This is a genomic window from Planktotalea sp., assembly GCF_965659345.1.
Lineage (GTDB): Bacteria > Pseudomonadota > Alphaproteobacteria > Rhodobacterales > Rhodobacteraceae > Planktotalea.
Window position 1 is genome coordinate 178,436 of sequence record NZ_CBFHVK010000004.1, and the last position, 25,677, is coordinate 204,112.

The window sequence follows — 25,677 nt, forward strand, 5'->3', positions numbered from 1 at the left end:
ACCTCAAAGAACCTTAATGACGTCCTTATCAATCGCGAGCATATATCCCTTGCGCGCGATGTTCTTCACCAACAGCTCACTCACCATCTGATTGCCAAGACCGTCTCGCAATCGCTTGATCCGCGTCGCACCCGCTGCTTCTTCGCAATCTGTGCTGCTACGCCCAGAAATGACAGCTTCTATCTCAACGCCGGTCATCACTTCGTCATCCATGCGCGCCTCTGCCAAAACCGACAAAGTCTCCATCGCGGCGTCGGTCAGCTTGAACCCCATGTTGTTGAGGTAGACCGTCTTCTCTTCACGAGAGATCAAAAGCGAAGACACTTGAATCCCTGAACGTTCAATTTGCGCCATTCGGCGATTTAACACAATTAGCATCACCAAAAACACAACTGCCGCGATAAGCAATGACGTCGCAAAAAGCAGCAAAACGAAAATCACAAAACGGTACGACGCAAGAGTTTCTGAAAACGACGTGCCCGATTGTGCCAAGATCTCAAGCAGCTTGATCTCAGCCTGACTGCTCAGATCGTCATTCTCGACAAAGATCTGTTCCACCCGCAGATTAAACGCATTCGCATCTGGCAGGGTCGCAAATAGGATGATCGCTGCGATCAACAAAATACCAACAATCGCCGCCAAACCAACGACGACGATCCGATTACCTGTCCGCCGCGATGCGGCCGCTGTTGCTGGTTCGTCTTGCAAAACTGATCTCCTGCTTAGCTCTCGGAGACTGACAAAACCTTCAGCAATGTCCAGCCTTTTGCAGCCAGTTCTGCTTTTACTTTCGCCTCTGCCGCCGCGATCGTGCAAGGGCCGGATACAATGATCGAGCTTTGTTCAAGGCGCAAAGGGTTATCCTGCTTGGCCTTATAAACGGCTGTACAATCAGCCAAAGCTGCGCTTGCAAAAAGCGAAAGCACGCTGGCCAGGACTAGGAGTGTGATGCAATGTTTCATAACACCTTAAATGCGCCGTGCAGCAATGTTTTTCAATAACATTGGGTGTTTAGACCTCTGCTATTCGATAACACTGCGATGATATTGCCTGCCAAAGCGGGTTGCCCCCAGTTTGATCCCATCAAGCCCGCCAATCACTGGCAGGCACCAACCAAGTCAGGATCAAACACATGCATCGTGCTTTCATTTCTACAGTTGTCGCAACGGCTCTTGCTTTCACAGGCATTACATCGAGCATGGCTCAAGCGGGCGAATACCGCTATGTACAACCACGCTCTCAAAACCATGTCGATCCGGTTGCCGCAACCATTGCAGGGATCGCTGCGTTGGTGATTGTCGGTAAAGCGATCGAAAACAACGGTGGTTTCAAGAAGAAACAACACCACAAGCCGAAAGCTCATATTTCAAACAATCGCGGGCATGGTCATAAAAGCCATCGTAGCCACCGTGGGCATGGACCAAAAGCGCACAAAGGTCATCGCGGTCACCGCGCGCACAACAACCGTCGTGGACACGGCTGGCACCGCCACGGCAATGGTCACCGTCACAGCCACGCTTATGGCCCGCGTCACCACCGTGGTCGTAACTAAACAGGGTTGAGCAGAGCTTGGCACCCCCCTCTAGTACCGCCAAGCATCAAAGAAGCGCGCAGTTGGACATGGCTGCGCGCTTTTTTATATATCTACGTGGTATGTTTGGACACAAACTGCGCGATTAAGCTGAACGCGTCTTCAGTTTCGGGTGCATCTTCAACCACCATCGGCCACGCATGCGGCGCGAAGTTATGTGCATGAAACTCTGCCTCGACACCAAAGCCGTTAAGGATCTTTTCAAAACTCTCAATCTCGTCCCTAAAAATTTCCACCTTACTGTAAAGCACAAGATTAGGCGGAGCGCCTTCAAAACTTCCGTTTTCTGGCGATATCTCAGGCGTATTGATCGCAGTCTGCCCAGCGTACATCTTTGCAGCGCGCGTGGTCCAAGCGCGTGTGAGGATCACATCCTTTGCACTGAGCTCATCGACAGATGGATAAGACATGCTTAGATCAAGCCAAGGCGACAACGTCACCACGCAAGCAGGCATTGGCCATTGTTTTGCAAGCAAGCGATGGAGTAAGGCAAGTACCAAACCCCCACCCGCGCTTGTCCCAGCGAGAACGATCCTGTCGGCAACGACCCCACTCGCACACAATGCTTCGTATGCTGCTTCAGCATCATTCACGGCCGCAGGGTAAGGCGCATAAACCGCTGTCGTGTACTTCACAGAGATCACCGGAATGGCGCAACTGATCGCAAGTCGACGCGCATCGTTCTCATTCGCGCTCGGACTACCAATCGTATAAGCGCCACCGTGGAAATAGAGGATGCAGACGTCTTGATCCCCAGTCGTGTTTCCTCTGACGACGTCCGGCGTGACGCGCAAACACTCGACTTCACCCAATTTCATAGCGGTAGTTGTCGCCGCATCATAATGCGGACCCCCTGCGCGAGGGCGTCTTTGCGTCAACCAATTGATTAAGCGTTGTGAAGGAATGAACCTCAACATCGGTTTTAGGGTTTGCTGAAGATTTTTGTTCGCAGCCTGCAGTTCTGTTGAATGTGAGTCCGGGTTCATATGAAGATCACTCTTTGCTTTTAGTTCCAACAGCGACGTCTTAGGTGGAACGCGCAGCACAATTCGCGAGAAAGACACCGCATGAGCATCGTAGGGCCAGACTATTCGTTTGAACAGAGAGCACGCGCGCGAGGCTTACCTATTGTGGCTGGCGTGGATGAGGTTGGTCGCGGACCGCTTGCAGGCCCTGTGACGGCTGCGGCTGTCATCCTTGATCCTGCGCACATTCCCGATGGTTTGAATGACAGTAAAAAGCTCTCCGCAAAGAAACGCCAAGCGCTGCATGACGAACTTTTGCTTTGCGCGGACGTTAGTATTGCCCACGCATCTGTCGAAGAAATTGATGAGCTGAACATCTTACGCGCCTCTCATCTTGCGATGGAGCGCGCAGTTGCGGGGTTGAAACAACGCCCTAATCATCTTTTGGTTGATGGAAACATGATCCCACGCGGCTTGACCGGCTCGTCTGAGGCAATTGTGAAGGGCGATAGCCGATCTGTGTCGATTTCTGCTGCCTCAATTGTGGCCAAAATCTGTCGAGATTATGTCATGTGGGATTTGGCGCAACACTACCCTGGATATGGCTGGGAAACGAACGCCGGATACCCGTCAAAAAGTCACAAATCTGCGTTGGAAAAACTGGGTGTCACCCCTCACCATAGACGTTCGTTCAAACCGGTACACAACATCTTGTATCAAGAAAAATAACTAACATATTGTTTAGAAAAAGAAATTGACCGCGAATCAGGTTTGAATCACATTGGGTCTCAACCACAGAGCGAAAAATCGCCGGGACATGAGGCACGATATGACAGACCAAAAACTGGCGCAGAGCACAGCTGCGCTACCCCTAAACACGATTCAATCTGGCGATTGCATCGAAGTGATGAACAGCCTGCCAGAAAATTCGATCGATCTGATCTTCGCTGATCCACCCTACAACTTGCAGCTCAAAGGCGATCTGCATCGTCCCGATAACTCCCGCGTTGATGCGGTTGATGATCATTGGGACCAATTTTCCTCATTCGCCGCCTACGATAGGTTTACCCAAGACTGGCTCAAAGCGGCGCGCCGATTGCTCAAACCCAATGGGGCTATTTGGGTAATCGGCTCTTATCACAACATCTTTCGGGTTGGCTCTGCGTTGCAGAACGAAGGTTACTGGATCCTGAATGATGTGGTTTGGCGCAAGTCGAACCCGATGCCAAATTTCCGTGGCAAACGCTTTACGAACGCGCATGAAACGATGATCTGGGCTTCAAAATCCGAAGGCGCAAAATATACGTTTAACTACGAAGCGCTGAAATCGTTGAATGAGGGCATTCAAATGCGCTCTGATTGGGTTCTTCCAATTTGCACCGGTCACGAACGTCTCAAGGATGAATCGGGTGACAAAGCGCATCCGACGCAAAAACCAGAAAGCCTGCTGCACCGCGTAATCGTTGGATCAACAAACCCAGGCGATGTTGTCCTCGATCCATTCTTTGGAACAGGCACGACAGGCGCAGTGGCCAAAATGCTCGGTCGTGAATACATCGGGATCGAGCGTGAGGAAGCCTATCGAAAGGTCGCAACACAACGCATCAAAGCAGTCCGCAAGTTTGATCGCGAGGCACTACAAGTTTCGACTTCAAAACGCGCTGAACCACGCGTTCCATTTGGCCAACTTGTTGAGCGTGGCATGCTGCGCCCTGGCGAAAATCTTTATTCGATGAACAACCGTCACAAGGCAAAGGTACGCGCTGACGGCACTCTGATCGGGGATGATGTCAAAGGGTCAATCCACCAAGTTGGTGCCGCGCTAGAAGGCGCCCCAAGCTGCAACGGTTGGACATATTGGTCATTCAAACGTGATGGCAAAATGGTTCCAATTGATTTGCTACGTCAGCAAATCCGATCCGAGATGGCTGAAAAGCCGACTTAAGCAAAGCAACACTTTTCAAAGAACACCGCCGGTGCCTGTGTCCTGACTTCGCAGCACCTACTAACCCCGCCTTGTCTACAGGGCGGGGGCTTTTCGCGTTTTGAGACTTGCCTGCTTAGGTCACTTTTCAATATTTCTCGAGCTTATCAGTGATTCCAACTCCGAATGTGAATCAAACCGTGTTTGAATCTCTGACGACTGATAGAGTTCATTCATGATCTCTCGATCAAGTTTGTCACAAAACGTAATAATGCTGAACTCACTTACAGCGCTCAGCAAAGAGGCCAAAAACTCCGAAGTTCCGACGACCAGTCGCACGTTTCCCGGCGTTGTTTGTATGTTCAAAACACCCGTCTCAACGGTTTCATAAAGCGGAACAAACCGAGCAGCGGATGAGCCTAGAATGGTAATGTGCCCTGCGATTTCTATGTCTCTTACAATCAGCACAGCTAGAATTTTGCAGTATCTTCTATTGTCCAAGAAAGGGAAGGCCAGCACATAAGCTTTCCAAAAGAACACAATCAAACTGATCAAGCCAAGTAACACAAAAAACACGAGTGAAAGGTTGAAGTAGGACCTTGCATCCGCGCCCGTCCAGCCGCGGAAGGGATTGGTGAAATTGAACTCAAACCGCTCAAGAATGAGCCGTTTGTTCACACCGATAGACGCCTGATTTATCAATTGAGGACTTGCGCAAAGCTCTTCAAATATTTGCGCTGCTTTTTCGATATTTCGCGCGCTTGGCACCTGCGCGTTGCGACGTCCTGAAAGCTGCAGGACCGCAAACTCATCAAGAATTCGGTTCAAAAAGGGTGCATGCATGGTTTGGTTGTTGGCTGCCAAAACCGGAAAGATGGTCAATAAATTTAGCTGTGAAAGCCCGCGCCCTAAGAGCCTGTTTTGCGCTTCACTCAGCGGAGCACCTGTCACAAAAAACGCTTTGGTCTGAGCGCGCACTTGATCAAAAGCGCGTTTTTCTTCGCACAGCGCCGCTGCGATCGACCCAAGTACCGACGATACGCTTAAAAACACTACAAATGTAACAGCTTGAAATTTTCTCACAAATTTCCTTTCAACTCACCGATGCGCTTTTCATCGCTCATAAGCGTGAAATTCGGGTAAACAGTCTTCGAAGCTTCAAAAACAGAGCCTGAAGAATGCAGAAAATTGATTTTAAAAAGACGCTAAAAGAACTCTATGCTCCAAAGTCGAAAGAGTTCGTTTTGGTCGACGTTCCAAAGATGAAGTTCATCATGATCGATGGCCATGGGGTTCCAGAAGGAACGATTTATTCGGATGCTGTATCATGGCTCTACAGTGTGAGTTACCCACTGAAATTCATGTCAAAACAGCTTCTTGAGAGAGACTATGTCGTCCCTCCGCTTGAAGGGCTGTGGTGGGCAGAAGACATGAGCGCATTCACACAAGATCGCAAAGAAGAGTGGCTTTGGAGCATGATGATCATGCAGCCTGATTGGATTAGCGAAGACATGTTTGAGCAAGCCGTCGAGAAGGCCATCAAAAAGCTAGGACAGAAACCCAAAACGCTTCGCTTGGAGAGCTTTGAAGAAGGGCTTAGCGCGCAAATTTTGCATGTTGGACCGTACAGCGCTGAAGGTCCGACGCTCGCGTATCTGCATGATGAATTCATGCCTGCCAATGGATTGGATTGGAACGGTCAACACCATGAGATCTATCTCGGAGATCCGCGCAAGACAGCGCCTGAAAAGCTGAAAACTATCTTGCGACAGCCCGTCAAACGCGTTTAACGGTTGCGCGTTTCCATAGACTGGTAATTCACCGAAATTGTCGGGTACTTCCAATCGTTTTGCCCTTTGCGGTCACGCCCGACAACCGCGCCAGCAAGAGCACCAGCAAGCGCGCCTGACAACGCACCGCCCAAGGTCGTGTCTTCTTGATCACCTGTTGCGTTTGCAACAGCCTCCGCCCGAGTTGCGTCAAAGGCATTCGCAGTCACGCTGCGTGTGATCCCCTGATACGTACAGGTCACTTTGACCGGCTGAGATAAGTTACCATAGTCAGGCAACAACACTTTACCCGGTGTTCTGAAACTTGCCGAAAAATTCGCGCCTTGTAACTGACATGGCACTCCGCTTTGGGGTTCAATGATCGAGATGACCTTAGACATGTCACGCGGAGCGACGACCTGTACCAGCGTTTCGTCATAGCCAAACAATGCATTGGAACTTTGCGATGAGAACGTCACTTCTGTCACCGCCTGACGGGGGCCACCGGAGGACACACAGGCCGAAAGAGCGATGCCTGAGAGAAGAAGAAAGGCGTTTTTCATTTGAAGCTCCAGTGGTCGTTTGGAAGGAGCGTAAGCGAGCATATCCAACAAAGCAATAATTTCGCGCTAAGGAAGCTCAGTAAGCCCTGTTTGCGCCATGGCAATGCTAAGCTCGTCGCTGAAAACATCCCATAGCTTGGCAAGACCTGCTTCACCGCCAGCCGCGATTGCAAACTGTAAAGAGCGGCCAAAGAATGTGTAACTCGCACCCGCATGCAAAGCTTTCAAAGCATCTTCGCCTGAGCGCAAGCCACTGTCAAAAAAGATCGGGTAGTTGGGCCCAAGAGCCGCGCGCATGGCGGGCAACAGGCTAAAGGGAGAAGGCGCGCTTTCGAGTTGGCGCGCACCATGACTGGACACTTGCACGGCGTCGACACCAGCTTTCTGCAGGTCCACAGCGTCCTCGACGTCAAGCACACCTTTCACAACCAGATTGCCGTCCCAAGCATCGCGCAAGCGTTTCAGTGTATCCCAATCCGCGCGTGCGCGACTTTCTGTGCGGTCAAACGCGTAGCCGTCCATCTCAAAATTCGCCATCTGCGGCTTGCCAGAAAAGAGTGCTGATAAAGACCAATGTGGGTGAAGCGCGAAGTCGATAAATTGTTTGGGCCCGATCTTGAAGGGCATCTTGAAGCCATGACGCAATTCGCGTGGGCGACGCCCAACCTCAGGTACATCCGCAGTCAGCACCAGCGTTTGATATCCCGCAACTTTCGCGCGTTCGACCAACTTAAATGTGCCAATTCCATCACCACTGAAATAGAGCTGAAACCAAGCGTGCCCTTCAGCAACTTCAATGATCTTTTCCATAGGGGTCGAGGCAACGGTTGAGACGCCATGGGGCACTTCATACTTCGCGGCCAAGCGCGCAAGCATCAGGTCGGCGCCAACACCAGACAGGTTACACATGCCCATCGGCGCAATCCCAAAAGGACGTTGAGAGGGTTTACCAAAGAGGCTGGTAGAGAGAGAACGCTCGCTCACGTCTCGTAGAATACGTGGGCGCAACGTTGCAGCGTCAAGTGCTGCACGATTGCGCAGAGCGCCCGTCTCTTCCCCAGCTGATCCATCGATGTAGTCGAAAATCATCCAAGGCAAGCGCTTCTTGGCAAGCCGCCGCGCATCACTCGCAGAGTGGATATGCGCGGCGGCCCAAGTCATTAGGCTTTCACAGCTTCCATGAAGCGATGACGGATCACAACAGGGTCAAGCGTAATCACAGGTAGCTTGATGTTGCCGCTGTCGCACTTGCACACGATGATCGTCATCTCGTCACTATCAATCGCGTCTTGCAACACAGGACCAAGGTCCTTGTCCTGCACTTCAACCACATTCTCGCAGCCACAGGCGCGCGCAACATCCGTCAGGTTTGTCTTCATACCCGCATATGTCGGTTGATCGCCAGTCGAGCCGTAGGAGCCGTTATCGATGATCAGCAGCGTGTAGTTGCCCGTCGCGTTGTTCGCGATTGTGGGCAGCGTGCCGAGGTTCGTCAAAACTGAGCCGTCACCGTCGATGGAGATCACAGGCTTGTCCTGCGCGAGCGCCAGACCGAAACCGATGGAAGAGCTAAGACCCATCGTGCCGAGCATGTAGAAATTCCGCTCATTATCATCGATCATGTGCAGCTCTTGGCTGGGCAGACCTATGTTACACACCACGAGGTGCGGGTTAAGGATCGGGGCGATTTCTTTTAGGATTTCTGAACGGATCATTGGTCGCCGTAGCCTCCCCAGAAGTTAGCATCTGTCAGGATCGCGACAGGCTTGTTGCACATGAATGTGTATTTCAGAATGTTGTCGAACTCTTCGACGTCCTTCTGCCAATGGAAGTGGTACGTCGGGATGTTCATCTGAGCGAGCAACGCTTTAGTATGAACCGCCATTTCAACTTGGCATGCCACAGGCTCACGCAACTCACCACGGTAGCTAATGATCATCGGCAAAGGCATACGGTAGAACTGTGTCAGTGTCGCAAGGGTGTTGATGGTCACACCGATCGCTGTGTTCTGCATGATGATCGCAGGGCGTTTGCCACCCATGAATGCACCAGCGCAAAGGCCCATGCCTTCGTCTTCTTTGTTAGACGGAATGTGGAAGATTTCATCGCGATTTTCGACTTCTTCAATCACACCAGCCAGCTGTTTACAGGGCACTGTTGTGACGAAGGAGACATCGTTCGCGACAAGATCGTCAACGATCTTCTTGTCGATATTCATGGGTGGGTTCCTTTGTTAAGCGTCATTCGGTTGTTCTTTTAAATCCAGGGATCAAGGATGATCTTTGGTGCAGCGACCCGACCTGCGCGCAGGTCTTCAAAAGCGTTTTGCCCATCATTCAGTCCACGTGTTTCTGTCCAATCCAACGCACCAAGGCGGCCGTCAAAGATTGCTTGCGCGGTGTCGCGGAAGTCTTGCGCGGTGTAGGTGTAGGTGCCGATAAAGGTGATCTCTTGCAGTGTCATGCGCCGGACATCAAGCCCACCTGTATCCTCACCAAGTCCAACGTGCGTGATCACACCACCGGGCATGACGCAGGCGGATGCTACGGCGCGTGTCGCAGCATATCCGACCGCATCGATCACAACTTCAAACTGACCTTCAGCTTTAGCAAGCGTGACTTGTCCACATGTCTTGTTTAAGTAGTAGCGCCTCGCAGAATTGGGTTCTGCAATCGTCACGTCATTTGCACCCATAGCTTTCAAAGCCAAAGCCGCCGCAAGGCCAATAGCGCCACCACCTATCACCAGTGCGCGTTTCTCCATGCTGGGATGAAGCGCTTCCAACGCAAGGCGCGCCGCATGCCAACTGACTGCGAGCGGCTCCGCCAGCGCAGCTTTGGCCAAAGATACATTCTCAGGCACGGTTACAAGGTTGCTATCTGGCATTGTAATGTATTGTGCAAACGCCCCTTCACGCGGCATCATCGAGATGATTTCGCGGTTTGGGCACAGGTTTACACGCCCTGCTTTGCACGCATTGCAACTCATACAGGTTACAAGCGGATTAACTGTCACGCGGCGACCGTCCATATCACCGCCAACGATAACACCAGCAGCTTCATGCCCAAGAATGAGCGGGGCGGGGCGACGTGCATCATGCCCTAAAAAGGCATGCATGTCAGAGCCACAAATGCCAACAGCTTGGACTTTAATCAGATGCTCATCCGTGCCGGCGACAGGGTCTGGCATGTCGCGGAAGTTAAGCGTTTCAACGCCATCATACACCAGTGCTTTCATTTTGCAGTGAATCCCCCATCAACCATCAGTACCTGACCAGTGACATAGCTTGACGCGTCTGAGCACAGAAAAAGCAAAGGGCCATCCATATCCTCAAGCCGTCCATTACGACCTGCACAAGTTTGCGCTGCGTTTCGCGCAGCACGCGCGGGATCATCGAAAACTGCGGCTGTTAGCTCTGTCGGAAAGAAGCCAGGTCCAATCGCATTGGCCGTGATACCATCACTAGACCACGCTTCTGCCATCGCACGAGTAAGTTGCCCGATACCGCCTTTACTCGCACCGTAGGCGATGCCGCCCGGAAAGGCGCGTGTGGTTTGTAAACTCGCAAAGTTCACGATGCGCCCCCAGCCCTTGGCCTTCATCGCAGGAACTATGGCCTGGCTAATAAAGAACGGCGCCGACAAGTTCAGCGCAAGCGTTTGATCCCAACCCTCAGCGGTAACTTCATCCGCCGCTTCGCGCGTATTCACACCAGCTGCGTGCACCAGAATATCAGGCGCGCCGAAGGGCGCTGAAATAGCTTCAACCAACGCCTTGAGACCATCGCGATCCGCAACATCGGCGACAACGTAACCCACACCTTCACCAATTTCTTCCCGGAGGCTGAGCAAAGCCGCTTCACGCCGCGCCACACCGACGACAAACGCCCCTGCTGCCGCAAGTGTGATCGCGACGCGGCGACCAATGCCAGAACTGGCACCGGTCACACAGGCGACACGCCCAGTCAGATCGAAAAGATCGCGCGGATCAGTCATACCTTAGCCTTGAGCGCTTAGGTCAAAGTTTTCACCTGGAAAGTACTTCGCCAAACGCACATCAGCTGCGCGTGCGTGACCTTCCATGCCCTCAAGTCGCGAAATACGCGCGGTTGCTTCCGCAACGCGCTTGGACGCGTCACGGGTGGAGCGCTGCCACGTCACAATTTTCATGTATTTATGCACAGACAGACCACCCGTATACCCAGCCGCGCCAGATGTTGGCAGCACGTGGTTCGTACCAGAGGCCTTGTCACCATATGAGACCGTGGTTTCTTCACCCAAGAAGAGTGAGCCATAGCAAGTCAGCGTGTCGAGCCACCAGTCAAGATCTTCTGCCTGAACGGTAAGATGCTCTGGTGCGTACTCGTCAGAACATTTCGCCATATCTACGCGGTCTTCGCAAACGATAACCTCAGCATAATCGCGCCACGCAGCAAATGCATTATCACGGTTCAATTCTGGCAGATCATCGATCAAGGCAGGAACCATATCCATGACAGTCTTTGCCAAGTCGCGATCATCAGTTACCAGCCAAACTGGTGAATTGTAACCATGCTCTGCTTGTGACACGAGGTCGGTTGCAACGATGTGTGGATCCGCTGCTTTGTCAGCCAAGATCAAGCTATCTGTCGGTCCCGCAATCATGTCGATTCCAACACGACCGAAAAGGATACGCTTTGCTTCGGCAACGAACTGGTTGCCCGGCCCCACAAGAATGTTGGCTTTTGGCAGGCCAAACAAACCAAAGGTCATCGCAGCAACACCCTGCACACCGCCCATCGCCAAAATGTTATCCGCTCCACAAATATGCGCGGCATAAATGATTGCAGGCGCAATTCCAACGCCCGGACGAGGTGGGGAGCATGCCGTAATGCTATGACAACCCGCGACTTTCGCAGTTGTAACAGTCATGATCGCAGAGGCGATGTGGCTATAACGACCTCCAGGAACGTAGCATCCTGCTGCATCCACTGGGATCGCTTTCTGACCTGCAACAAAACCTGGTTCGATCTCCATTTCAACATTCGTAAGTGTCGATTTTTGGATCTCGGCAAAGCGCTTTACGTTGTCGTGGGCGAAACGGATATCAGCTTTCAACTTCTCAGGGACCAACGCAATTGCTGCGTCGATGTCTTCTTGGGACAAAAGCACAGCCCCATCATACTGATCAAACTTCGCCGCATACTCTAGCGCTTTTGCATCACCGCCGGCTTCGATGTCATCGAGAATACCTTTGACTGTGTCATGAACCTCAGACGCACCAGAGCTTGAGGTCAATGTAGCCTTTTTCAAATATTCACGGGTCATGGGCAAAGGTCCTATCGGGTATGAGAGTTTGATTCTTGGGTCGAACATACTGCTGCCGCATCAAAATGCAAGCGCTTACATTAGGCCGTAAAATCTTTGATTCCAGCGCGAATGACACGCGTCTTGCAAAGGTACATTCCATCAGGCATGGCTGCCTTGAAGGGTCTTTAGCGGCCAAACTACAATGAACAACAGGAAAGGGATTTAATATGATTGAACGTATCGGAACGGGCATTCGCTCTTCAAAAATCGTGAAACATAATGGTGTTGCTTACATTACAGGCCAAGTCGGCGAAGGCGCGACAATACAGGAACAAACCATAGAATGCCTAAGCCGTGTCGATGCTTTACTCACTCAAGCAGGATCATCCCGCGAAAAGATGTTGCGGGTTACGATTTGGCTTGCTGATATGAGCGACTTCGACGGCTTGAACGAAGTGTGGAACGCATGGGTGCCAGAGGGTCATTCCCCTGCCCGCGCTTGCGGTGAAGCCAAACTCGCACGGGCCGAATTAAAAGTCGAAGTCATCGTAGACGCAGCTTACGATTAAGCTGTCTTCAATGCGCTTGCTTTTAGATGGCGCATTGTTAGCCTACGCCCCAAAAGATCAGAATAAATACGGAAGGATTACCTATGAGAACGCGCGCTGCCGTGGCTGTTGCCGCCGGAAAACCTCTTGAAGTGATGGAAGTGAACCTTGAGGGCCCGCGCGCCGGTGAGGTTCTCATAGAGATCAAAGCGACAGGTCTTTGTCATACGGATGAGTTCACCCGTTCAGGCGATGATCCCGAAGGTATTTTCCCTGCGATCCTTGGCCATGAGGGCGCAGGCATCGTAATTGAAGTGGGCGAAGGCGTCACAAGCCTAGAAGTCGGTGATCACGTCATCCCGCTTTACACCCCTGAGTGTCGTGAGTGCGAATACTGCCTGAACCCCAAAACCAACCTATGTCAAAAAATCCGCTCTACCCAAGGTGCGGGTCTGTTGCCTGATGGCTCCACGCGTTTTTCCATGCTCGATGGCACGCCTATCCATCATTACATGGGCTGTTCGACCTTTGCGAACCACACGGTTGTGCCAGAAATTGCGTTGGCAAAAGTGCGTAAAGACGCTCCATTTGACAAGATTTGCTACATTGGCTGCGGTGTCACAACAGGTATCGGCGCTGTGATCAACACAGCAAAAGTCGAAATCGGCTCGACCGCGATTGTCTTTGGTCTTGGTGGTATTGGTCTGAACGTAATCCAAGGTTTGCGCCTTGCGGGAGCAGATCAAATCGTCGGCGTTGACTTGAACGATAGCAAAGTCGAAATGGGTACACATTTTGGCATGACTGATTTTGTTAACCCTTCCAAAGTTGACGGCGATCTGGTGGCGCATCTGGTCGAGCTTACAGGTGGCGGCGCAGATTACACTTTCGACGCGACAGGTAATGTGGGCGTGATGCGCACTGCACTTGAAGCCGCTCACAAAGGCTGGGGAGAAAGCATCATTATCGGTGTCGCACCTGCCGGCGCCGAGATTTCTACAAGACCGTTCCAACTTGTGACAGGACGTTCATGGCGCGGAACTGCCTTTGGCGGAGCCTCGGGGCGGACAGATGTTCCAAAGATCGTAGACTGGTACATGGATGGCAAGATCGAGATCGACCCGATGATCACGCACAAGCTGACATTGGACGAGATCAATGAGGGCTTCCATCTGATGCATGAAGGCAAGTCCATTCGTGCTGTCGTTGAATTTTAGTAAACGCCTTTAGTCATATAAGAACGAGCCGCCGAACCAATTGGATCGGCGGCTTTCTTTTGTCTTTACGTGTTTTGACCAACTTTTTCTCAGTTGCTTAACATTGTTAACCTTTTGTTAACCTTTCTTTCCGATTGGTGACCGAGAAGAGGACAACGCGAGATGCAAGCCCTACTTTTGGAAGATGACGAATCCACTCGCACGCTCTACGGAGAATGCATCACAAGTGCAGGTCATAAGGTCATTGAATGCGACACACTTGAAAGCGCTTATACCGCGCTCAGAAGCCATCAGATCGATGTGCTTGTTCTGGACTTAGTGATCGGCGATTCCAACTGTCTCAGTCTTGCACAATTTGCAGGCTACGCAGCACCTGATGCAGAAATCATTCTCGTAACCGGGTCAGGACGTTTTGCCCAAGGGGAAGTGCTTTCTGAATATCCGGGCATTAACTGGATGCTTCATAAACCAATCGCAATTGGTGATTTGGAAGCTTTGATCGAGCACGCTGCGCGACGAAGTGCAAAACTTAACTAGCTAAATCCACTCTTAAGTTGTATGTCTCGATATGACATATCAAAAAACGGTAGTAATCGACTGCCTTTGATTGACATGCCTTTATTGTTCTCTCGAAGGACTTGGCAATGACTATCGACACGACCGCGGATGCAGTAACTCAATACTCTCAAAACATTGATCCCGAGTATGTCGAGCGCGAACGTCGCTCCCTTAGTAAATACAGCAAGCTTAGAGCAATACATTGGTTCGCGGTTTTCATGTCGCTGGTTCTGACGTTTTCAATTTGGCAATATTCTCGGATGCAAATCACTTTGCGGACAGAAGCAAGGTTTGCGTCAGCTGCTGATCAAGTCGCAGAACTGATCGAAGAGCGACTACAAAAGTATGAATTGGCACTTTGGGGCGGCGTCGCAGCGATGCGCACCCATGACAATCTTTTAGACTTTGAAAAATGGCAAACCTTTGCAGCCAATCTGGAAATCGAAGACCGCTATCCCGGCATAAACGGCATCGGGGTGATCCATCAAATCAAAGAAGAAGACCTAGAGTCTTATCTTAATGAGCAACAACGCAGCCGACCATCCTACCGCATCCACCCACCCCATGACGGTAACATCTACCAGCCAATCACTTTGATAGAACCTGTCGACATCAATATTGAGGCTGTTGGACTTGATATGGTCCATGAAGCCAATCGCCACACGGCACTAAACCAAGCACGCGATACGGGCTCGGCACAAATCACCGGACCTATCGTTTTGGTTCAAGACGCAAGCAAAAAGCCAGGCTTCCTCTTTTTTGCACCTTATTACGCAACTGATAGCCATGACACTTTAGAAAAAAGGCGCGCGCAATTTACAGGCGCTATCTACGCGCCTTTCGTTGTGCACAAACTCTTGGATGGCGTCTTGAATAAAGACAGGCGCACCACAGCGATCAGGATCACAGATGGTGATCAAGTGATCTACGATGAAATCAACAATGAAGACGCTGACTATGACGTAAACTCATTGGGGGAACGAAAGATCTCGATGAATTTCTATGGACGCGAATGGGTTCTCGACATTCGTGCAGGTCTGAATTTTCGCGCTGATAACTCCGGAATTGAGTCTATCGCGCTGCTGTGTGCAGGTCTTTTAGTCGATCTGTCTTTGCTAATGATATTTATCGTTCTGACCCGTGCTAATCGACGTGGGATTGCATTTGCCGATATGGCCACTTCTGCATTGGATGGTGAGGCGCGCGCGCTACAAATCACCAACGCCGAACTCATTGTCGCACGCAAGGAAGCTGAAAACGTAAGCGAGATGAAGTCCCAATTCCTCTCAACGATCAGCCATGAAGTACGCACACCTTTGACGGCGATTAGTGGAATTTTAGTCCTCCTCGCGCGCGCCGATTTGCCCGCAAAACAAGAAAAGCTGGTAAAGGCTGGCAAGACTGCGTCTGAAAACTTGATAAAGCTGCTTACAGATGTGCTCGATTCTTCTCGTCTGGAAGCAAACGCAGTCGAACTTCTTGAACGAGATATTGCGATCAAGCCCCTCGTTACGGAGTGGCAAACCCTTGCACGGGGGATGATTAGCAAGCTTGAAAAAGACATTAGCATCGTGGCTCACGTGTCCGATGATACACCTGCAAAAATCTACGCCGATGATATTCGCGTCTCGCAACTACTGAACAATCTTATGGACAATGCGATCCGCTTTACCGAGCAGGGTGAAATTGCGATCAAGACCTACCCGATCGCTGCAACTCAAAACGATCCTGAAATGCTTGTGATCGCAATTGAGGATTCTGGGATCGGAATTGCACAAAGCGATCTTGGACTCATCTTTGAGCGCTATCGCCAAGTCGATGGCTCGATAACGCGCGAGCGCGGTGGCGCAGGGCTTGGCCTCGCGATCAGCTATGATCTCGCTCAGCTGTTGGGTGGGGATTTGAAGGTTACCAGCGAACTTGGGAAAGGCACTGTGTTCGAACTGCACTTGCCAACACGCGGGTATAACGCGAGAGGAAAGCACCTTGAATAACGTAGTACTTGTTGTCGAAGATGACGCGCTCTCGCAATTTGTCATCGTCGAAATGTGTAAAGAGTTGGGGTTCGAATGCTTAACCGCCGATGACGGTGCAGAAGCACTTGATTTGATTTCCCAGAACGCACCGAAGATCGGTGTTATTCTGATGGATATTCACATGCCAAAAGTGTCAGGTCTTGATGCCACGGATGCCATTCGCCGCAAGTGTGAAGATCCGCCAAAGAACCTTCCTGTGATTGCAACGACGGCAGACAGCAATTGGCACAGCGTTGAACGCTGCCATGAGCATGGTTTTACATCCGTACTCCCGAAACCCGTGAGTCTGAGCAAATTATGCGAAACTTTGAATCATTTCAGCGCGTAGAACGCGCTTCAACACACTGCCACAAAGGACGCAGAGAGGTCTGAATGTACTAAATCATCATTAAGTAATACGTATTATACAGTTATTTAAGCCGCACACTGCTCCCCTCAACATCTCAAAAATCGCAATAAATCATTGTTTTTAAATATAAATTTCTGAAATTGAAAAATTCCCTCATCCATCAACTGTAAACAATTGAGCTAAAATTTGATTTTTTGCAAATTTCGTATATCAGAATGTAGAAATCGTAGTAGATCGAGTCGCTAAGTATCTCCGATAATGATTACAAGAACCTGTTCTGGGTTCGATTCTTTAGACTTCTGGGAGGAAGATAATGAAATCTCTACGTAACACAGCTCTTGGCCTGTCCATGGGTATCGCAGCGGCGACAACTGCATTCGCAGACGGTCACGCGAAAGAACTTACAATTGCGATCGTGAACAACGGTCACATGATCAACATGCAGAAAGTTGCTGAAGCTTACACAGAAGAAACAGGTGTTAAGCTGAACTGGGTATCCTTGGAAGAAGGCGTTCTGCGTGATCAGGTCACTTCTGACACGGCAACTGGTGGCGGTCAGTACGACATCATCAACATCGGCATGCAGGAAGCACCTATCTGGGGCGCAGCAGGCTGGATCGAGCCACTGAACTTCGGCGCAGACTACGACGTCGACGACATCCTGCCAGCTATGCGTGCTGGTCTGTCCGCTGACGGTCAGCTTTATGCTGCACCATTCTATGGTGAATCTTCCATGGTTATGTACCGTGGTGATCTTGCAGACGCTGCTGGCGTAACAATCGCTGACAACGACAGCTGGGACAATGTCGTCGCTGCTGCTGCTGCTATGCACGACCCGGACAACGGCGTTTACGGTGCATGTCTGCGCGGTAAGCCAGGTTGGGGCGACAACGGTGCATTCATCGGTACGATCGCTAACTCCTTCGGCGCGGCCTATCTTAACGCCGACATGACGCCAGCATTTGACACACCTGAGTTTAATGCTGCGGTTAGCATGTACGTTGACCTGCTGCAGAAGTATGGACCTCCAGGTTCTGAAGGTAACTCCTTCAACGAGATCTTGGCTTTGTACAACGAAGGCAAGTGTGGCCTGTGGATCGATGCGACGATCGCTGCGTCATTCCTTGAGAACGAAAATGTTCGTTACGCTCAGTCGCCAAACGCTGGTAACCCAGTAGGCGCGAACTGGCTGTGGGCATGGGCAATGGCCGTTCCAACAGGCACAGAAAACACAGATGAAGCAAAAGCATTCATCGAGTGGGCAACGTCCAAAGACTACGTACAAGCTGTAGGTAACCACCCAGACTTTGGTTGGGGCAAAGTTCCAACAGGTCAGCGTGCATCTACATATGCAATCCCCGAGTTCCAGGCAGTCGCTAAATTTGCCGAAGCTGAACTTGCTGCGATCAACTCTGCTGCTCCAGAAGCAACAGACATCAAGCCATACGTTGGTGTTCAGTTCGTAGCGATCCCCGAGTTCCCAGAAATCGGTACTGCTTTCGGTCAGGAAATGGCAGCGGCTTTGTCCGGCTCCAAGTCCGTAGAAGACGCACTTGCAGCAGCACAGTCTGCAGCTGACGCGATCTTGAAAGAAGCTGGCTACTACGAGTAAGCCCGTTTCATCTGAGTAAAGCGTTTTGGGCCCGATCTCATCTGGTCGGGCCCATTGCTTCACATAAAATAAAGCTTGTTTGGCTTTGATCGCGGCACACTAAAAGCTGCTGGTCGCCAGACACAGCCCCGCCAAAACAACCCGATGCCTAGAAATCCCTACTTTGCGAGGTGACTCGAGCTATGTCCTCTTCGAACAGAACGCTCCCCCGAATTCTTCAGACACCTGCGGTGATACTGCTGCTGATCTGGATGCTTGTTCCCCTCAGCATGACGCTGTATTTTTCCTTCATCCGCTATGTTCTAAACAACACGCGACGTCCTGAATGGACAACGCCAAGCCCAAGCAACTGGCGCGGCTTTGGCAACTACGAATACGTTCTGAACGCCAAGGATTTTTGGTTCGCCATCCAGAACTCTGTCTTCATCGTCGCCAGCATTTTGATCCTCACGGTCATTCTCGGGCTCGGTATCGCGGTTCTGGTGAACAGGAAATTCCCGGGTCGCGGCATTGTACGTGTCCTATTGATCTCGCCCTTTTTCGTTATGCCAGCCGTAAACGCCGTTCTTTGGATCAACATGATCCTCGATCCGGTGCTTGGTTTGAACGGTATCGCGGTTAGCGCACTGAACGAGCTCGTCGACGGTCTTCGGACTTGGCCCGTGATTGGTAGCTTCTTCAATCTATGGCCAGAAATTCAACCGATCTCGTTCCGCTCCACTCAAAACTCTGCCTACGCTGTTATCATGATGGTCGCTTGGCAATGGACACCTTTCGCTGTTCTGATCTTCATGACCTCCCTCCAGTCTGAGGACGAGAGCCAGAAAGAAGCCGCGACACTCGATGGTGCAAGCCCGTGGTCGCAGTTCATCAACCTGACTGTGCCGCACCTGGCGCGCCCTATCGCGATTGTTGTGATGATCCAGTCGATCTTCCACCTGTCGCTTTATGCAGAGATCGAAATCGTCTCCCGCGGCAGTGGTAACAAGAACCTGCCCTACCTCATTGGCGAATTCGCGAATAATAACATTGGTGCCGCGAGTGCCACAGGCATCTTCGCAGTCATCCTAGCCAACATCATCGCAATCTTCTTGCTGCGGATGGTTGGCAAGAGCTTGATGGATTAAGGAAAAAGACAATGGCAACAGTTGCTCAACAATCCCGTCTTAGTAATATTCTTTGGCCCGTCGCTGCATGGGTGATCGCACTGATCTTCTTCTTCCCGATCTTTTGGCTCGTGTTCACCAGCTTCAAGACGGACGCGGATGCGGTAAAACCGGAATTGCTGTTCTCCTTCACACCTACGCTGGAGAACTATACGAACATGACCGAAAACTACGATTACTGGCGCTTCGCCATTAACTCGGTCATCACGTCTTCCTTCGCGACATTGTTCGCACTGGTTGTCGGTGTTCCAGCTGCCTATGCAATGGCCTTTAATCCTAGCCGTCATACCAAAGATATCCTAATGTGGATGCTCTCTACCAAGATGCTTCCAGCGGCGGCGGTTCTTTATCCGATGACCTTCCTGACCAAGAACTTCCTTGGCATCTATGACACGCACTTCTTGGTGATCTTGGTTCTATGCTTGATCAACCTGCCCATCGTGATCTGGATGCTCTTCACCTACTTCAAAGAGATCCCGAAAGAGATCATCGAAGCGGGTAAGATGGACGGCGTCTCCACATGGGGCGAGATCAAGGACATCCTGATCCCACTCGCATGGGGCGGTATCGCATCCACAGCGCTTCTAACATTCATCTTCTGCTGGAACGAAGCTTACTGGACTGTACGCCTAACAACCATCGACGCGGCAACACTGTCCACGTTGATCGAAGGTAACCGCGCACCAGAGGGCTTGTTCTTCGGACGTCTGTCTGCGGTCTCTACCGCTGCAATCGCGCCAATCGTTGTCCTCGGCTGGTTCTGCCAGAAGCAACTTGTTGCCGGCCTTACATTCGGTGCGGTGAAGTAAAATGCTCAACGCGGCCCCAACAGATCTAACAGGTAAAACGGTTCTTGTGACCGGTGCCGTTGGTGGCATTGGGGCCAGCGCTGTGGAACATTTTGTCGCCCTCGGTGCGACGGTTTATGCAACAGATATCGCCGACAGCTTTGACGACGATGCCATCTACAAACGGTTCGATCTGCTCAGTGAAGCCGGTCTTGCAGATTGCCAAACATGGATCGCTCAAATCAAACCAGATGTGCTGTTCAACAACGCTGCCTTGTTCGATATGGGCTCTGTTTTGGATGCTGATCTTGGTCAGTTCGACCGTCTCTTTGGCCTCAACGTGCGTGCGTTCTACGCCGTCATGCAAAGCACCGCTCAGTCCATGGTCGCAAACAAACAACACGGCTCCATCATCAACATGGCAAGCCAAGCTGGCCATCGCGGCGAAGCCCTTGTGGCGCACTACTGTGCCACCAAAGCAGCCGTAATCAGCTATACACAATCTGCTGCCCTCGCGCTTGCAGAGCACAAAATTCGCGTTAATGCGATCAGCCCCGGTGTGATCGATACGCCAATGTGGAAATCCGTAGATGCCCTCTTTGCCAAGTTTGAAGGTAAAGAAATCGGTCAAAAAAAACGCGAAGTAGGCGAAGAAGTCCCGCTTGGCTACATGGGTGCGCCCGCAGACGTAGCACGCGTAGCGGTGTTTCTCGCGAGCGATCAGTCCAGCTACATGACCGCGCAAACCATCGGTGTCGATGGTGGAAATGTGTTGAGGTAACTGTATGTCGATAATCCTTCCTCAAACAGAATTCGTTGATCGCACAACACGCTCCATCCGCTATTTAGAGCATGGCTGGCCAACGGACCTATGTCGTTGGCACGCACATGAAGAATACGAATTGCACCTGATCACAGAAACCCGCGGAAAAGCTTTTGTTGGGGATTACATCGGTGATTTTGAGCCGGGGTATTTGTACCTCACAGGTCCTAACTTGCCCCACAACTGGGTTACGGATGAACAAGTCTCCGAACCTGTGCATATCCGCGATATGCTGGTTCAGTTCAGCCACAGCAGCGTTGAAAGCTTGGCCAAAGGCTTCACCGAATTTGCAGAGGTGCGCAACATGCTGATGTCCGCCCAATCCGGCATCCTGTTTGAAGGCTTTAACGCGACTTTCGCACGCGGCCATATGGAATCCATCCGGGATCATCAGGGACCAGAGCGCATTCTAGCCTTCATCCGTTTCTTGGTGCGTTTGAATGAACATGCAGAAAAACGGCTTCTGTCCGTCACACGCTTGAAACAGCCAAGTGATGGTAGCAAACACGCAATGATCGGCACGGTCGTTGACTATGTGGTCGAGAATTACCGCGAAGAGCTATCCGTCAAACAAGCTGCGGATATCGCGGGCATGACGCAAGCCACATTCAGCCGAAATTTTCAAACTGTCACAGGCCATAATTTCGTCGAGTTCGTGAACCGCATTCGCATCGGTAAAGCTTGCGGTATGCTCTATGCGTCTGACGCGCCGATCATGACAATCAGCGGTCGTGCTGGTTTTCAGAACATCGCAAACTTCAACCGTCACTTCCTGAAAATGAAGGGCATGACCCCTTCAGAATATCGAGAAGCGGCTCGCAAAGATCTCTTTTCTCAAACGGAGGCGAACTCATGAACAGTGCAGCCCACATGCACATCGCCGCAACAGGTTTCGCGCGAAGCGCCTGTTCCATTGGTGTCGTGCACCTTGGCTTTGGCGCGTTTCACCGTGCGCATCAAGCTGTCTACATTGACGACTACATGCAGCAAACCAACGATCTGCGTTGGGGCATTGCCGCTGTGAATTTACGAGGGTCTGAAGGTGCACAGTTTGAAGCTGCCACCAAGGATGTCGATGATCACGATGGTTACTTTTTAAAATCCATCTCCTCTGAAGGTCAGGTCGAATTGCGCCGTGTGCGCAGCCATGTCGCCTTCCTCGATTGGGCCAGTGACACGTCCAAAAGCGAAGCGCTATTGGCACAACCTACCGTGCATCTTGTCACGATTACTGTGACCGAAAGCGGCTACTATACTGATCCAAACGGTAACCTGGATACAACGCATTCTGTGATCGCGGGTGAGATCAAGGGCAACGCGCCAAGCAGTGTCTACGGTTATCTGCGCGCAGCGTTGCAAAGGCGGAAGGATGCAAATGGTGCGCCTTTGACAATCGCCTGCTGCGATAACATTCGCCAGAACGGCAAGATGCTGCACCGCAATTTGTTGGCCTATCTGAAGGCTTGTGATGACCAAGCTCTCGCCGATTGGGTGTCAGCGAATGCGACGTTCCCATGCTCCATGGTGGACCGGATCACACCGCGCAGCCCTGAAGCGCTAGGTGAAGAATTGACGCAACTTATTGGTCGCGAAGTCACGTCACCTGTCATGGCCGAGGATTTCATCCAATGGGTGTTACAAGACAACTTTGCGGGCTACATGCCCGATCTTGCGAAGGCGGGCGTCACGATCACACCCGACGTTGATCCTTATGAGGAAACCAAGATCCGCGTTCTCAATGGTGGTCACACAGCGATGTGCTATTTCGCAGCGCTTGAGCAGATCGAAACCTTTGATGAAATCATGCGTACCCCGCATTTGCTCGCGCATTTCAACGCCTTCGAAACTGAAGAAGTTCTGCCTGCGATCACGCTGGATTTGCCCTTCTCCAAAGAAGCCTATCTGAGCAAGATCGCAGCGCGCTTTAGCAATACTGCCATTGGTGACACTGTCGCGCGGATTTGTGCAGATGGCATGGTGAAGTTCCCAATCTTCATCCGTCCCACGCTCGCAGGCTGTCTCGCGCAAGGTATCATGCCGCTTCACAGCATTCGCAGTATCGCGAGCTGGTACGTGTTCGCGCAACATGTCGCCGCTGGGAACATCCCTTTTGAATACGTCGAACCAAGCTGGGACGACTTGAAAAGCTTGTTGGGAACTGATGACTTTATCACCTCCCCCCTACTCTGGGGCGAGCTTCCAACAGCATATCCTGAATTCGCAGACACCCTGCGTAAAGAAATCTCTGAATTGGAGCTGAAATGGCCGGTCTAACTCTACGCGATGTGCGCAAAAGCTATGGTGATGTTCAAGTCATGCATGGCGTCGATCTTGATATTGAAGACGGCGAGTTTGTTGTTTTCGTTGGTCCTTCGGGCTGTGGTAAATCCACGCTGCTGCGTATGATCGCAGGGCTTGAAGAAATCTCCGACGGCACAGTCGCGATTGGCGAGCGCGTTGTAAACGACGTTGCCGCCTCCAAGCGTGGTGTTGCGATGGTGTTCCAAACCTACGCGCTTTACCCGCATATGACGGTCTATAAAAACATGGCCTTTGGTCTGAAGCAGGCGAAAACCGACCCTGCTGAAATCAAGCGTCGTGTCGATGCCGCGGCTGACATCTTGCAGATCACAGATTACCTTGATCGCAGCCCACGCAATCTATCTGGCGGTCAGCGCCAGCGTGTTGCGATTGGCCGTGCGATTGTGCGTGACCCAGATGTGTTCCTCTTTGACGAGCCGCTTTCTAACCTTGATGCTGCTCTGCGTGTTCAGACACGCCTTGAGATCGCGCGCCTTCACCAGCGTCTTGGCACCACGATGATCTATGTGACACACGATCAGGTCGAGGCGATGACGCTTGCGGACAAAATCGTCGTGCTGCGCGATGGTCGTATTGAACAAGTGGGTTCGCCTATCGAGCTCTATGAGCGTCCGGCGAACGCGTTTGTTGCGCAATTCATTGGTAGCCCAAAGATGAACTTCTTCGCGTCGGCTGATATGCCTGCGTCTGCCGCAGCTGTTCTTGGTCGTGAACTTGGCGCGAACGATCAGGTTGGTCTGCGCCCAGAGCACCTCACACCTGCGGACGCCGCAAGTGCGGTGATCCAAGGCAAGCTTGAGCTGGTTGAGAACCTAGGTGAGTACGCTTTGGTCCACATGGTCACATCAAACGGCACAGAGTTCATCGCAAAAACTGAAAAGCCACCCGTTGAGGCACTGGGCGAAACACTGAGCTTCACGATCAAGCCAGAGCTCGCGCACTACTTTGACAAAGACAGCGGTCTGCGCGCTTAAGCGACACGGATCGGCACGCTCGCGAACGAGTGAATGCTGCTGTTCACAGAAGAAACGACTGGACCGGACAGTTCAAACTGTTCGATCCGGTCGGCCAAAGCGTTCAAGAGGCAGCTGATCTCTAAACGCGCCAAGTGCATCCCAAGACAGGCATGCACACCATGCCCAAACCCCACATGCCCACGTACTTTACGCTCGATATCAAAGCGATCAGGGTCCGGGAATTTGTGTGCATCACGATTTGCAGCGCCAAACACCATGAGCACTCGCGTATCCGCCTTTAGCTGCACGCCATATGCTTTGATGTCCTCAGCAACATAACGAGAGAAAGCCTTGATAGGTGTGTTCAAACGCACGACTTCCTCAATCGCATTGGCGATCAATGAGCGGTCAGCACGCAGTTTTTGCCACTGATCAGGATGTTTCGCGAACAGCAGCATCGCGTAGCCAATCGCTGAAATCGTCGTGTCTAGGCTTGGCGCGATGTAGTCGCGCATCAGCTCAACCGCTTTGTCTGGCGCAAGTCCATGCGCGATACCCCCGAGCGTCGCTCGGTTCGCCCAACCATCGGGTTTCAGAGCACCCAGTGTTTCAGGATCGTCCAGGAACGCACGCAGCTTTTTCATATTCGCCAAAGCAGCATCGCGACGTTCACGTGGATCACCCATCAACTCAAACGTAGCTGCACCCCAATCGAGCATATTGTTCGATCCGTGCTCCCCTAGCCCCACAAGATCGCGCACGATGGTAAGCGGGAGATAGGGCGCAAGGTCACTTGCTGCATCAAATTCGCCTGCGTTTGTCATCGTCTCCGCTAGCTTCTGCGCTTCGTTCTCAATCCGGTCCTTCACATCTTTAAGCGACCTTGGCGTGAGCGGTGAAAACGTAATTGCGCGGGTTTCATCGTGACGGGGCGGATCGGAATTCAACGTACTTCCCACAAGGAATGGATTTATCTCCTCATTGATCGACACGCCCTTGCCCGACTGAAAAACTCGGTGATTGCGCAAGGATGTTGTTAGCTCTTCAAATCCGCATATCGCGTGAAGCTTGTTTTTTGGCAGCCAGACCACAGACCCGAGCGAGAGCATTTTGTGATATGCATCCACTGGGTTTTGGATATTGACGTCATCATAGAAATCAACATCGCAAATTGGAGCACCGCTGGTGTGAGTATCAGCCAT

At 51.5% G+C, this 25,677-nt stretch carries 27 protein-coding genes and 1 pseudogene; 16 read left to right on the forward strand and 12 right to left on the reverse strand.

Features of this window, described 5'->3' with window-relative positions:
* Positions 1-3: 3 nt before the first annotated feature.
* Together ACTG3Z_RS04505 and ACTG3Z_RS04510 are read right to left on the reverse strand one after the other, a co-directional pair.
* The gene (locus tag ACTG3Z_RS04505) at positions 4-708 is read right to left on the reverse strand and encodes a winged helix-turn-helix domain-containing protein (RefSeq protein ID WP_375264853.1); all 705 of its coding nucleotides are present in this window, start codon (positions 706-708) and stop codon (positions 4-6) included.
* A gap of 14 nt (positions 709-722) precedes the next feature.
* Positions 723-899 (reverse strand): hypothetical protein, encoded by a 177-nt coding sequence (locus ACTG3Z_RS04510; protein WP_439141507.1) that lies wholly within the window; start codon positions 897-899, stop codon positions 723-725.
* Between the two features lie 233 nt (positions 900-1,132).
* On the opposite strand from ACTG3Z_RS04510, the gene ACTG3Z_RS04515 reads away from it, so the two are divergent.
* The gene (locus ACTG3Z_RS04515) at positions 1,133-1,552 is read left to right on the forward strand and encodes a hypothetical protein (RefSeq protein ID WP_439141509.1); all 420 of its coding nucleotides are present in this window, start codon (positions 1,133-1,135) and stop codon (positions 1,550-1,552) included.
* Positions 1,553-1,644: 92 nt separating this feature from the next.
* Here the strand turns inward: ACTG3Z_RS04515 and ACTG3Z_RS04520 are convergent, their stop codons facing one another.
* Positions 1,645-2,409 (reverse strand): alpha/beta hydrolase fold domain-containing protein, encoded by a 765-nt coding sequence (locus tag ACTG3Z_RS04520; RefSeq protein ID WP_439141511.1) that lies wholly within the window; start codon positions 2,407-2,409, stop codon positions 1,645-1,647.
* A 237-nt stretch (positions 2,410-2,646) separates the two neighbouring features.
* Here ACTG3Z_RS04520 and ACTG3Z_RS04525 point away from each other — a divergent pair.
* Positions 2,647-3,285: pseudogene (locus ACTG3Z_RS04525) on the forward strand (ribonuclease HII); the annotation flags it as partial.
* A gap of 100 nt (positions 3,286-3,385) precedes the next feature.
* Positions 3,386-4,501: a site-specific DNA-methyltransferase gene (locus ACTG3Z_RS04530; protein WP_439141512.1), complete on the forward strand. Its 1,116-nt coding sequence runs from the start codon at positions 3,386-3,388 to the stop codon at positions 4,499-4,501.
* Between the two features lie 120 nt (positions 4,502-4,621).
* Here the strand turns inward: ACTG3Z_RS04530 and ACTG3Z_RS04535 are convergent, their stop codons facing one another.
* A complete protein-coding gene (locus ACTG3Z_RS04535; protein WP_439141513.1) occupies positions 4,622-5,563 on the reverse strand; it encodes a hypothetical protein in 942 nt (313 codons plus the stop codon).
* Between the two features lie 95 nt (positions 5,564-5,658).
* On the opposite strand from ACTG3Z_RS04535, the gene ACTG3Z_RS04540 reads away from it, so the two are divergent.
* Positions 5,659-6,270, forward strand: coding sequence for a GyrI-like domain-containing protein (locus ACTG3Z_RS04540; protein WP_439141514.1), 612 nt, complete (start codon positions 5,659-5,661; stop codon positions 6,268-6,270).
* Here ACTG3Z_RS04540 and ACTG3Z_RS04545 read toward each other — a convergent pair.
* The 7 genes from ACTG3Z_RS04545 to hisD all read right to left on the reverse strand — a co-directional run bounded on the left by ACTG3Z_RS04545 (position 6,267) and on the right by hisD (position 12,118).
* Positions 6,267-6,812 carry a hypothetical protein gene (locus ACTG3Z_RS04545; RefSeq protein WP_439141516.1) on the reverse strand — a complete coding sequence of 182 codons (546 nt, stop codon included), beginning with the start codon at positions 6,810-6,812 and terminating at the stop codon, positions 6,267-6,269. The two genes, ACTG3Z_RS04540 and ACTG3Z_RS04545, sit on opposite strands and share 4 nt — an antisense overlap.
* A 66-nt stretch (positions 6,813-6,878) precedes the next feature.
* The gene (locus ACTG3Z_RS04550; protein ID WP_439141517.1) at positions 6,879-7,973 is read right to left on the reverse strand and encodes an alpha-hydroxy acid oxidase; all 1,095 of its coding nucleotides are present in this window, start codon (positions 7,971-7,973) and stop codon (positions 6,879-6,881) included.
* Positions 7,973-8,527 carry a sulfopyruvate decarboxylase subunit beta gene (gene comE, locus ACTG3Z_RS04555; RefSeq protein WP_439141519.1) on the reverse strand — a complete coding sequence of 185 codons (555 nt, stop codon included), beginning with the start codon at positions 8,525-8,527 and terminating at the stop codon, positions 7,973-7,975. The genes ACTG3Z_RS04550 and comE overlap by 1 nt, the downstream gene beginning before the upstream one ends.
* Entirely contained in the window at positions 8,524-9,030 is a 507-nt protein-coding gene (comD, locus tag ACTG3Z_RS04560; protein ID WP_375267320.1) for a sulfopyruvate decarboxylase subunit alpha, read from the reverse strand. The genes comE and comD overlap by 4 nt, the downstream gene beginning before the upstream one ends.
* A gap of 38 nt (positions 9,031-9,068) precedes the next feature.
* The gene (locus ACTG3Z_RS04565; protein WP_439141520.1) at positions 9,069-10,049 is read right to left on the reverse strand and encodes an alcohol dehydrogenase catalytic domain-containing protein; all 981 of its coding nucleotides are present in this window, start codon (positions 10,047-10,049) and stop codon (positions 9,069-9,071) included.
* On the reverse strand, positions 10,046-10,807 hold the full coding sequence (locus ACTG3Z_RS04570) for an SDR family NAD(P)-dependent oxidoreductase (RefSeq protein WP_439141521.1): 762 nt from the start codon (positions 10,805-10,807) through the stop codon (positions 10,046-10,048). The genes ACTG3Z_RS04565 and ACTG3Z_RS04570 overlap by 4 nt, the downstream gene beginning before the upstream one ends.
* A 3-nt stretch (positions 10,808-10,810) precedes the next feature.
* On the reverse strand, positions 10,811-12,118 hold the full coding sequence (hisD, locus tag ACTG3Z_RS04575) for a histidinol dehydrogenase (RefSeq protein ID WP_439141522.1): 1,308 nt from the start codon (positions 12,116-12,118) through the stop codon (positions 10,811-10,813).
* 209 nt (positions 12,119-12,327) lie between these two features.
* Between hisD and ACTG3Z_RS04580 the strand changes: the two genes are divergently transcribed.
* The 12 genes from ACTG3Z_RS04580 to ACTG3Z_RS04635 all read left to right on the forward strand — a co-directional run bounded on the left by ACTG3Z_RS04580 (position 12,328) and on the right by ACTG3Z_RS04635 (position 24,493).
* Positions 12,328-12,669, forward strand: coding sequence for a RidA family protein (locus tag ACTG3Z_RS04580; RefSeq protein ID WP_439141523.1), 342 nt, complete (start codon positions 12,328-12,330; stop codon positions 12,667-12,669).
* A gap of 83 nt (positions 12,670-12,752) precedes the next feature.
* Positions 12,753-13,865 carry an S-(hydroxymethyl)glutathione dehydrogenase/class III alcohol dehydrogenase gene (locus tag ACTG3Z_RS04585; protein ID WP_439141524.1) on the forward strand — a complete coding sequence of 371 codons (1,113 nt, stop codon included), beginning with the start codon at positions 12,753-12,755 and terminating at the stop codon, positions 13,863-13,865.
* 162 nt (positions 13,866-14,027) lie between these two features.
* The gene (locus ACTG3Z_RS04590) at positions 14,028-14,402 is read left to right on the forward strand and encodes a response regulator (RefSeq protein WP_439141525.1); all 375 of its coding nucleotides are present in this window, start codon (positions 14,028-14,030) and stop codon (positions 14,400-14,402) included.
* 107 nt (positions 14,403-14,509) lie between these two features.
* Positions 14,510-16,417: a CHASE domain-containing protein gene (locus tag ACTG3Z_RS04595; protein ID WP_439141526.1), complete on the forward strand. Its 1,908-nt coding sequence runs from the start codon at positions 14,510-14,512 to the stop codon at positions 16,415-16,417.
* The gene (locus ACTG3Z_RS04600) at positions 16,410-16,787 is read left to right on the forward strand and encodes a response regulator (RefSeq protein ID WP_439141527.1); all 378 of its coding nucleotides are present in this window, start codon (positions 16,410-16,412) and stop codon (positions 16,785-16,787) included. The genes ACTG3Z_RS04595 and ACTG3Z_RS04600 overlap by 8 nt, the downstream gene beginning before the upstream one ends.
* Before the next feature lie 334 nt (positions 16,788-17,121).
* On the forward strand, positions 17,122-18,420 hold the full coding sequence (locus tag ACTG3Z_RS04605) for an ABC transporter substrate-binding protein (protein ID WP_439141528.1): 1,299 nt from the start codon (positions 17,122-17,124) through the stop codon (positions 18,418-18,420).
* Between the two features lie 182 nt (positions 18,421-18,602).
* Positions 18,603-19,547, forward strand: coding sequence for a carbohydrate ABC transporter permease (locus tag ACTG3Z_RS04610; protein ID WP_439141530.1), 945 nt, complete (start codon positions 18,603-18,605; stop codon positions 19,545-19,547).
* Positions 19,548-19,558: 11 nt separating this feature from the next.
* The gene (locus ACTG3Z_RS04615; RefSeq protein WP_439141531.1) at positions 19,559-20,395 is read left to right on the forward strand and encodes a carbohydrate ABC transporter permease; all 837 of its coding nucleotides are present in this window, start codon (positions 19,559-19,561) and stop codon (positions 20,393-20,395) included.
* A gap of 1 nt (position 20,396) precedes the next feature.
* Positions 20,397-21,155 carry an SDR family oxidoreductase gene (locus ACTG3Z_RS04620; protein ID WP_439141532.1) on the forward strand — a complete coding sequence of 253 codons (759 nt, stop codon included), beginning with the start codon at positions 20,397-20,399 and terminating at the stop codon, positions 21,153-21,155.
* 4 nt (positions 21,156-21,159) lie between these two features.
* A complete protein-coding gene (locus tag ACTG3Z_RS04625) occupies positions 21,160-22,053 on the forward strand; it encodes a helix-turn-helix domain-containing protein (RefSeq protein ID WP_439141533.1) in 894 nt (297 codons plus the stop codon).
* Complete coding sequence (locus ACTG3Z_RS04630) at positions 22,050-23,471, forward strand: mannitol dehydrogenase family protein (RefSeq protein ID WP_439141534.1); 1,422 nt, start codon at positions 22,050-22,052, stop codon at positions 23,469-23,471. Before ACTG3Z_RS04625 ends, ACTG3Z_RS04630 begins: the two co-directional genes overlap by 4 nt.
* Complete coding sequence (locus ACTG3Z_RS04635; protein ID WP_439141536.1) at positions 23,459-24,493, forward strand: ABC transporter ATP-binding protein; 1,035 nt, start codon at positions 23,459-23,461, stop codon at positions 24,491-24,493. The genes ACTG3Z_RS04630 and ACTG3Z_RS04635 overlap by 13 nt, the downstream gene beginning before the upstream one ends.
* On the opposite strand, the gene ACTG3Z_RS04640 is transcribed toward ACTG3Z_RS04635, so the two are convergent.
* On the reverse strand, positions 24,490-25,677 hold the full coding sequence (locus ACTG3Z_RS04640) for a cytochrome P450 (RefSeq protein WP_439141538.1): 1,188 nt from the start codon (positions 25,675-25,677) through the stop codon (positions 24,490-24,492). The two genes, ACTG3Z_RS04635 and ACTG3Z_RS04640, sit on opposite strands and share 4 nt — an antisense overlap.

Coding starts and splice junctions, on each gene's coding strand:
- ACTG3Z_RS04515 (WP_439141509.1), top strand. CDS start 1,133: ATGCATCGTGCTTTCATTTCTACAGTTGTCGCAACGGCTCTTGCTTTC.
- ACTG3Z_RS04520 (WP_439141511.1), bottom strand. CDS start 2,409: ATGAAATTGGGTGAAGTCGAGTGTTTGCGCGTCACGCCGGACGTCGTC.
- ACTG3Z_RS04530 (WP_439141512.1), top strand. CDS start 3,386: ATGACAGACCAAAAACTGGCGCAGAGCACAGCTGCGCTACCCCTAAAC.
- ACTG3Z_RS04540 (WP_439141514.1), top strand. CDS start 5,659: ATGCAGAAAATTGATTTTAAAAAGACGCTAAAAGAACTCTATGCTCCA.
- ACTG3Z_RS04545 (WP_439141516.1), bottom strand. CDS start 6,812: ATGAAAAACGCCTTTCTTCTTCTCTCAGGCATCGCTCTTTCGGCCTGT.
- ACTG3Z_RS04550 (WP_439141517.1), bottom strand. CDS start 7,973: ATGACTTGGGCCGCCGCGCATATCCACTCTGCGAGTGATGCGCGGCGG.
- comE (WP_439141519.1), bottom strand. CDS start 8,527: ATGATCCGTTCAGAAATCCTAAAAGAAATCGCCCCGATCCTTAACCCG.
- comD (WP_375267320.1), bottom strand. CDS start 9,030: ATGAATATCGACAAGAAGATCGTTGACGATCTTGTCGCGAACGATGTC.
- ACTG3Z_RS04565 (WP_439141520.1), bottom strand. CDS start 10,049: ATGAAAGCACTGGTGTATGATGGCGTTGAAACGCTTAACTTCCGCGAC.
- ACTG3Z_RS04570 (WP_439141521.1), bottom strand. CDS start 10,807: ATGACTGATCCGCGCGATCTTTTCGATCTGACTGGGCGTGTCGCCTGT.
- hisD (WP_439141522.1), bottom strand. CDS start 12,118: ATGACCCGTGAATATTTGAAAAAGGCTACATTGACCTCAAGCTCTGGT.
- ACTG3Z_RS04580 (WP_439141523.1), top strand. CDS start 12,328: ATGATTGAACGTATCGGAACGGGCATTCGCTCTTCAAAAATCGTGAAA.
- ACTG3Z_RS04585 (WP_439141524.1), top strand. CDS start 12,753: ATGAGAACGCGCGCTGCCGTGGCTGTTGCCGCCGGAAAACCTCTTGAA.
- ACTG3Z_RS04590 (WP_439141525.1), top strand. CDS start 14,028: ATGCAAGCCCTACTTTTGGAAGATGACGAATCCACTCGCACGCTCTAC.
- ACTG3Z_RS04595 (WP_439141526.1), top strand. CDS start 14,510: ATGACTATCGACACGACCGCGGATGCAGTAACTCAATACTCTCAAAAC.
- ACTG3Z_RS04605 (WP_439141528.1), top strand. CDS start 17,122: ATGAAATCTCTACGTAACACAGCTCTTGGCCTGTCCATGGGTATCGCA.
- ACTG3Z_RS04610 (WP_439141530.1), top strand. CDS start 18,603: ATGTCCTCTTCGAACAGAACGCTCCCCCGAATTCTTCAGACACCTGCG.
- ACTG3Z_RS04615 (WP_439141531.1), top strand. CDS start 19,559: ATGGCAACAGTTGCTCAACAATCCCGTCTTAGTAATATTCTTTGGCCC.
- ACTG3Z_RS04620 (WP_439141532.1), top strand. CDS start 20,397: ATGCTCAACGCGGCCCCAACAGATCTAACAGGTAAAACGGTTCTTGTG.
- ACTG3Z_RS04625 (WP_439141533.1), top strand. CDS start 21,160: ATGTCGATAATCCTTCCTCAAACAGAATTCGTTGATCGCACAACACGC.
- ACTG3Z_RS04630 (WP_439141534.1), top strand. CDS start 22,050: ATGAACAGTGCAGCCCACATGCACATCGCCGCAACAGGTTTCGCGCGA.
- ACTG3Z_RS04635 (WP_439141536.1), top strand. CDS start 23,459: ATGGCCGGTCTAACTCTACGCGATGTGCGCAAAAGCTATGGTGATGTT.
- ACTG3Z_RS04640 (WP_439141538.1), bottom strand. CDS start 25,677: ATGGCTGATACTCACACCAGCGGTGCTCCAATTTGCGATGTTGATTTC.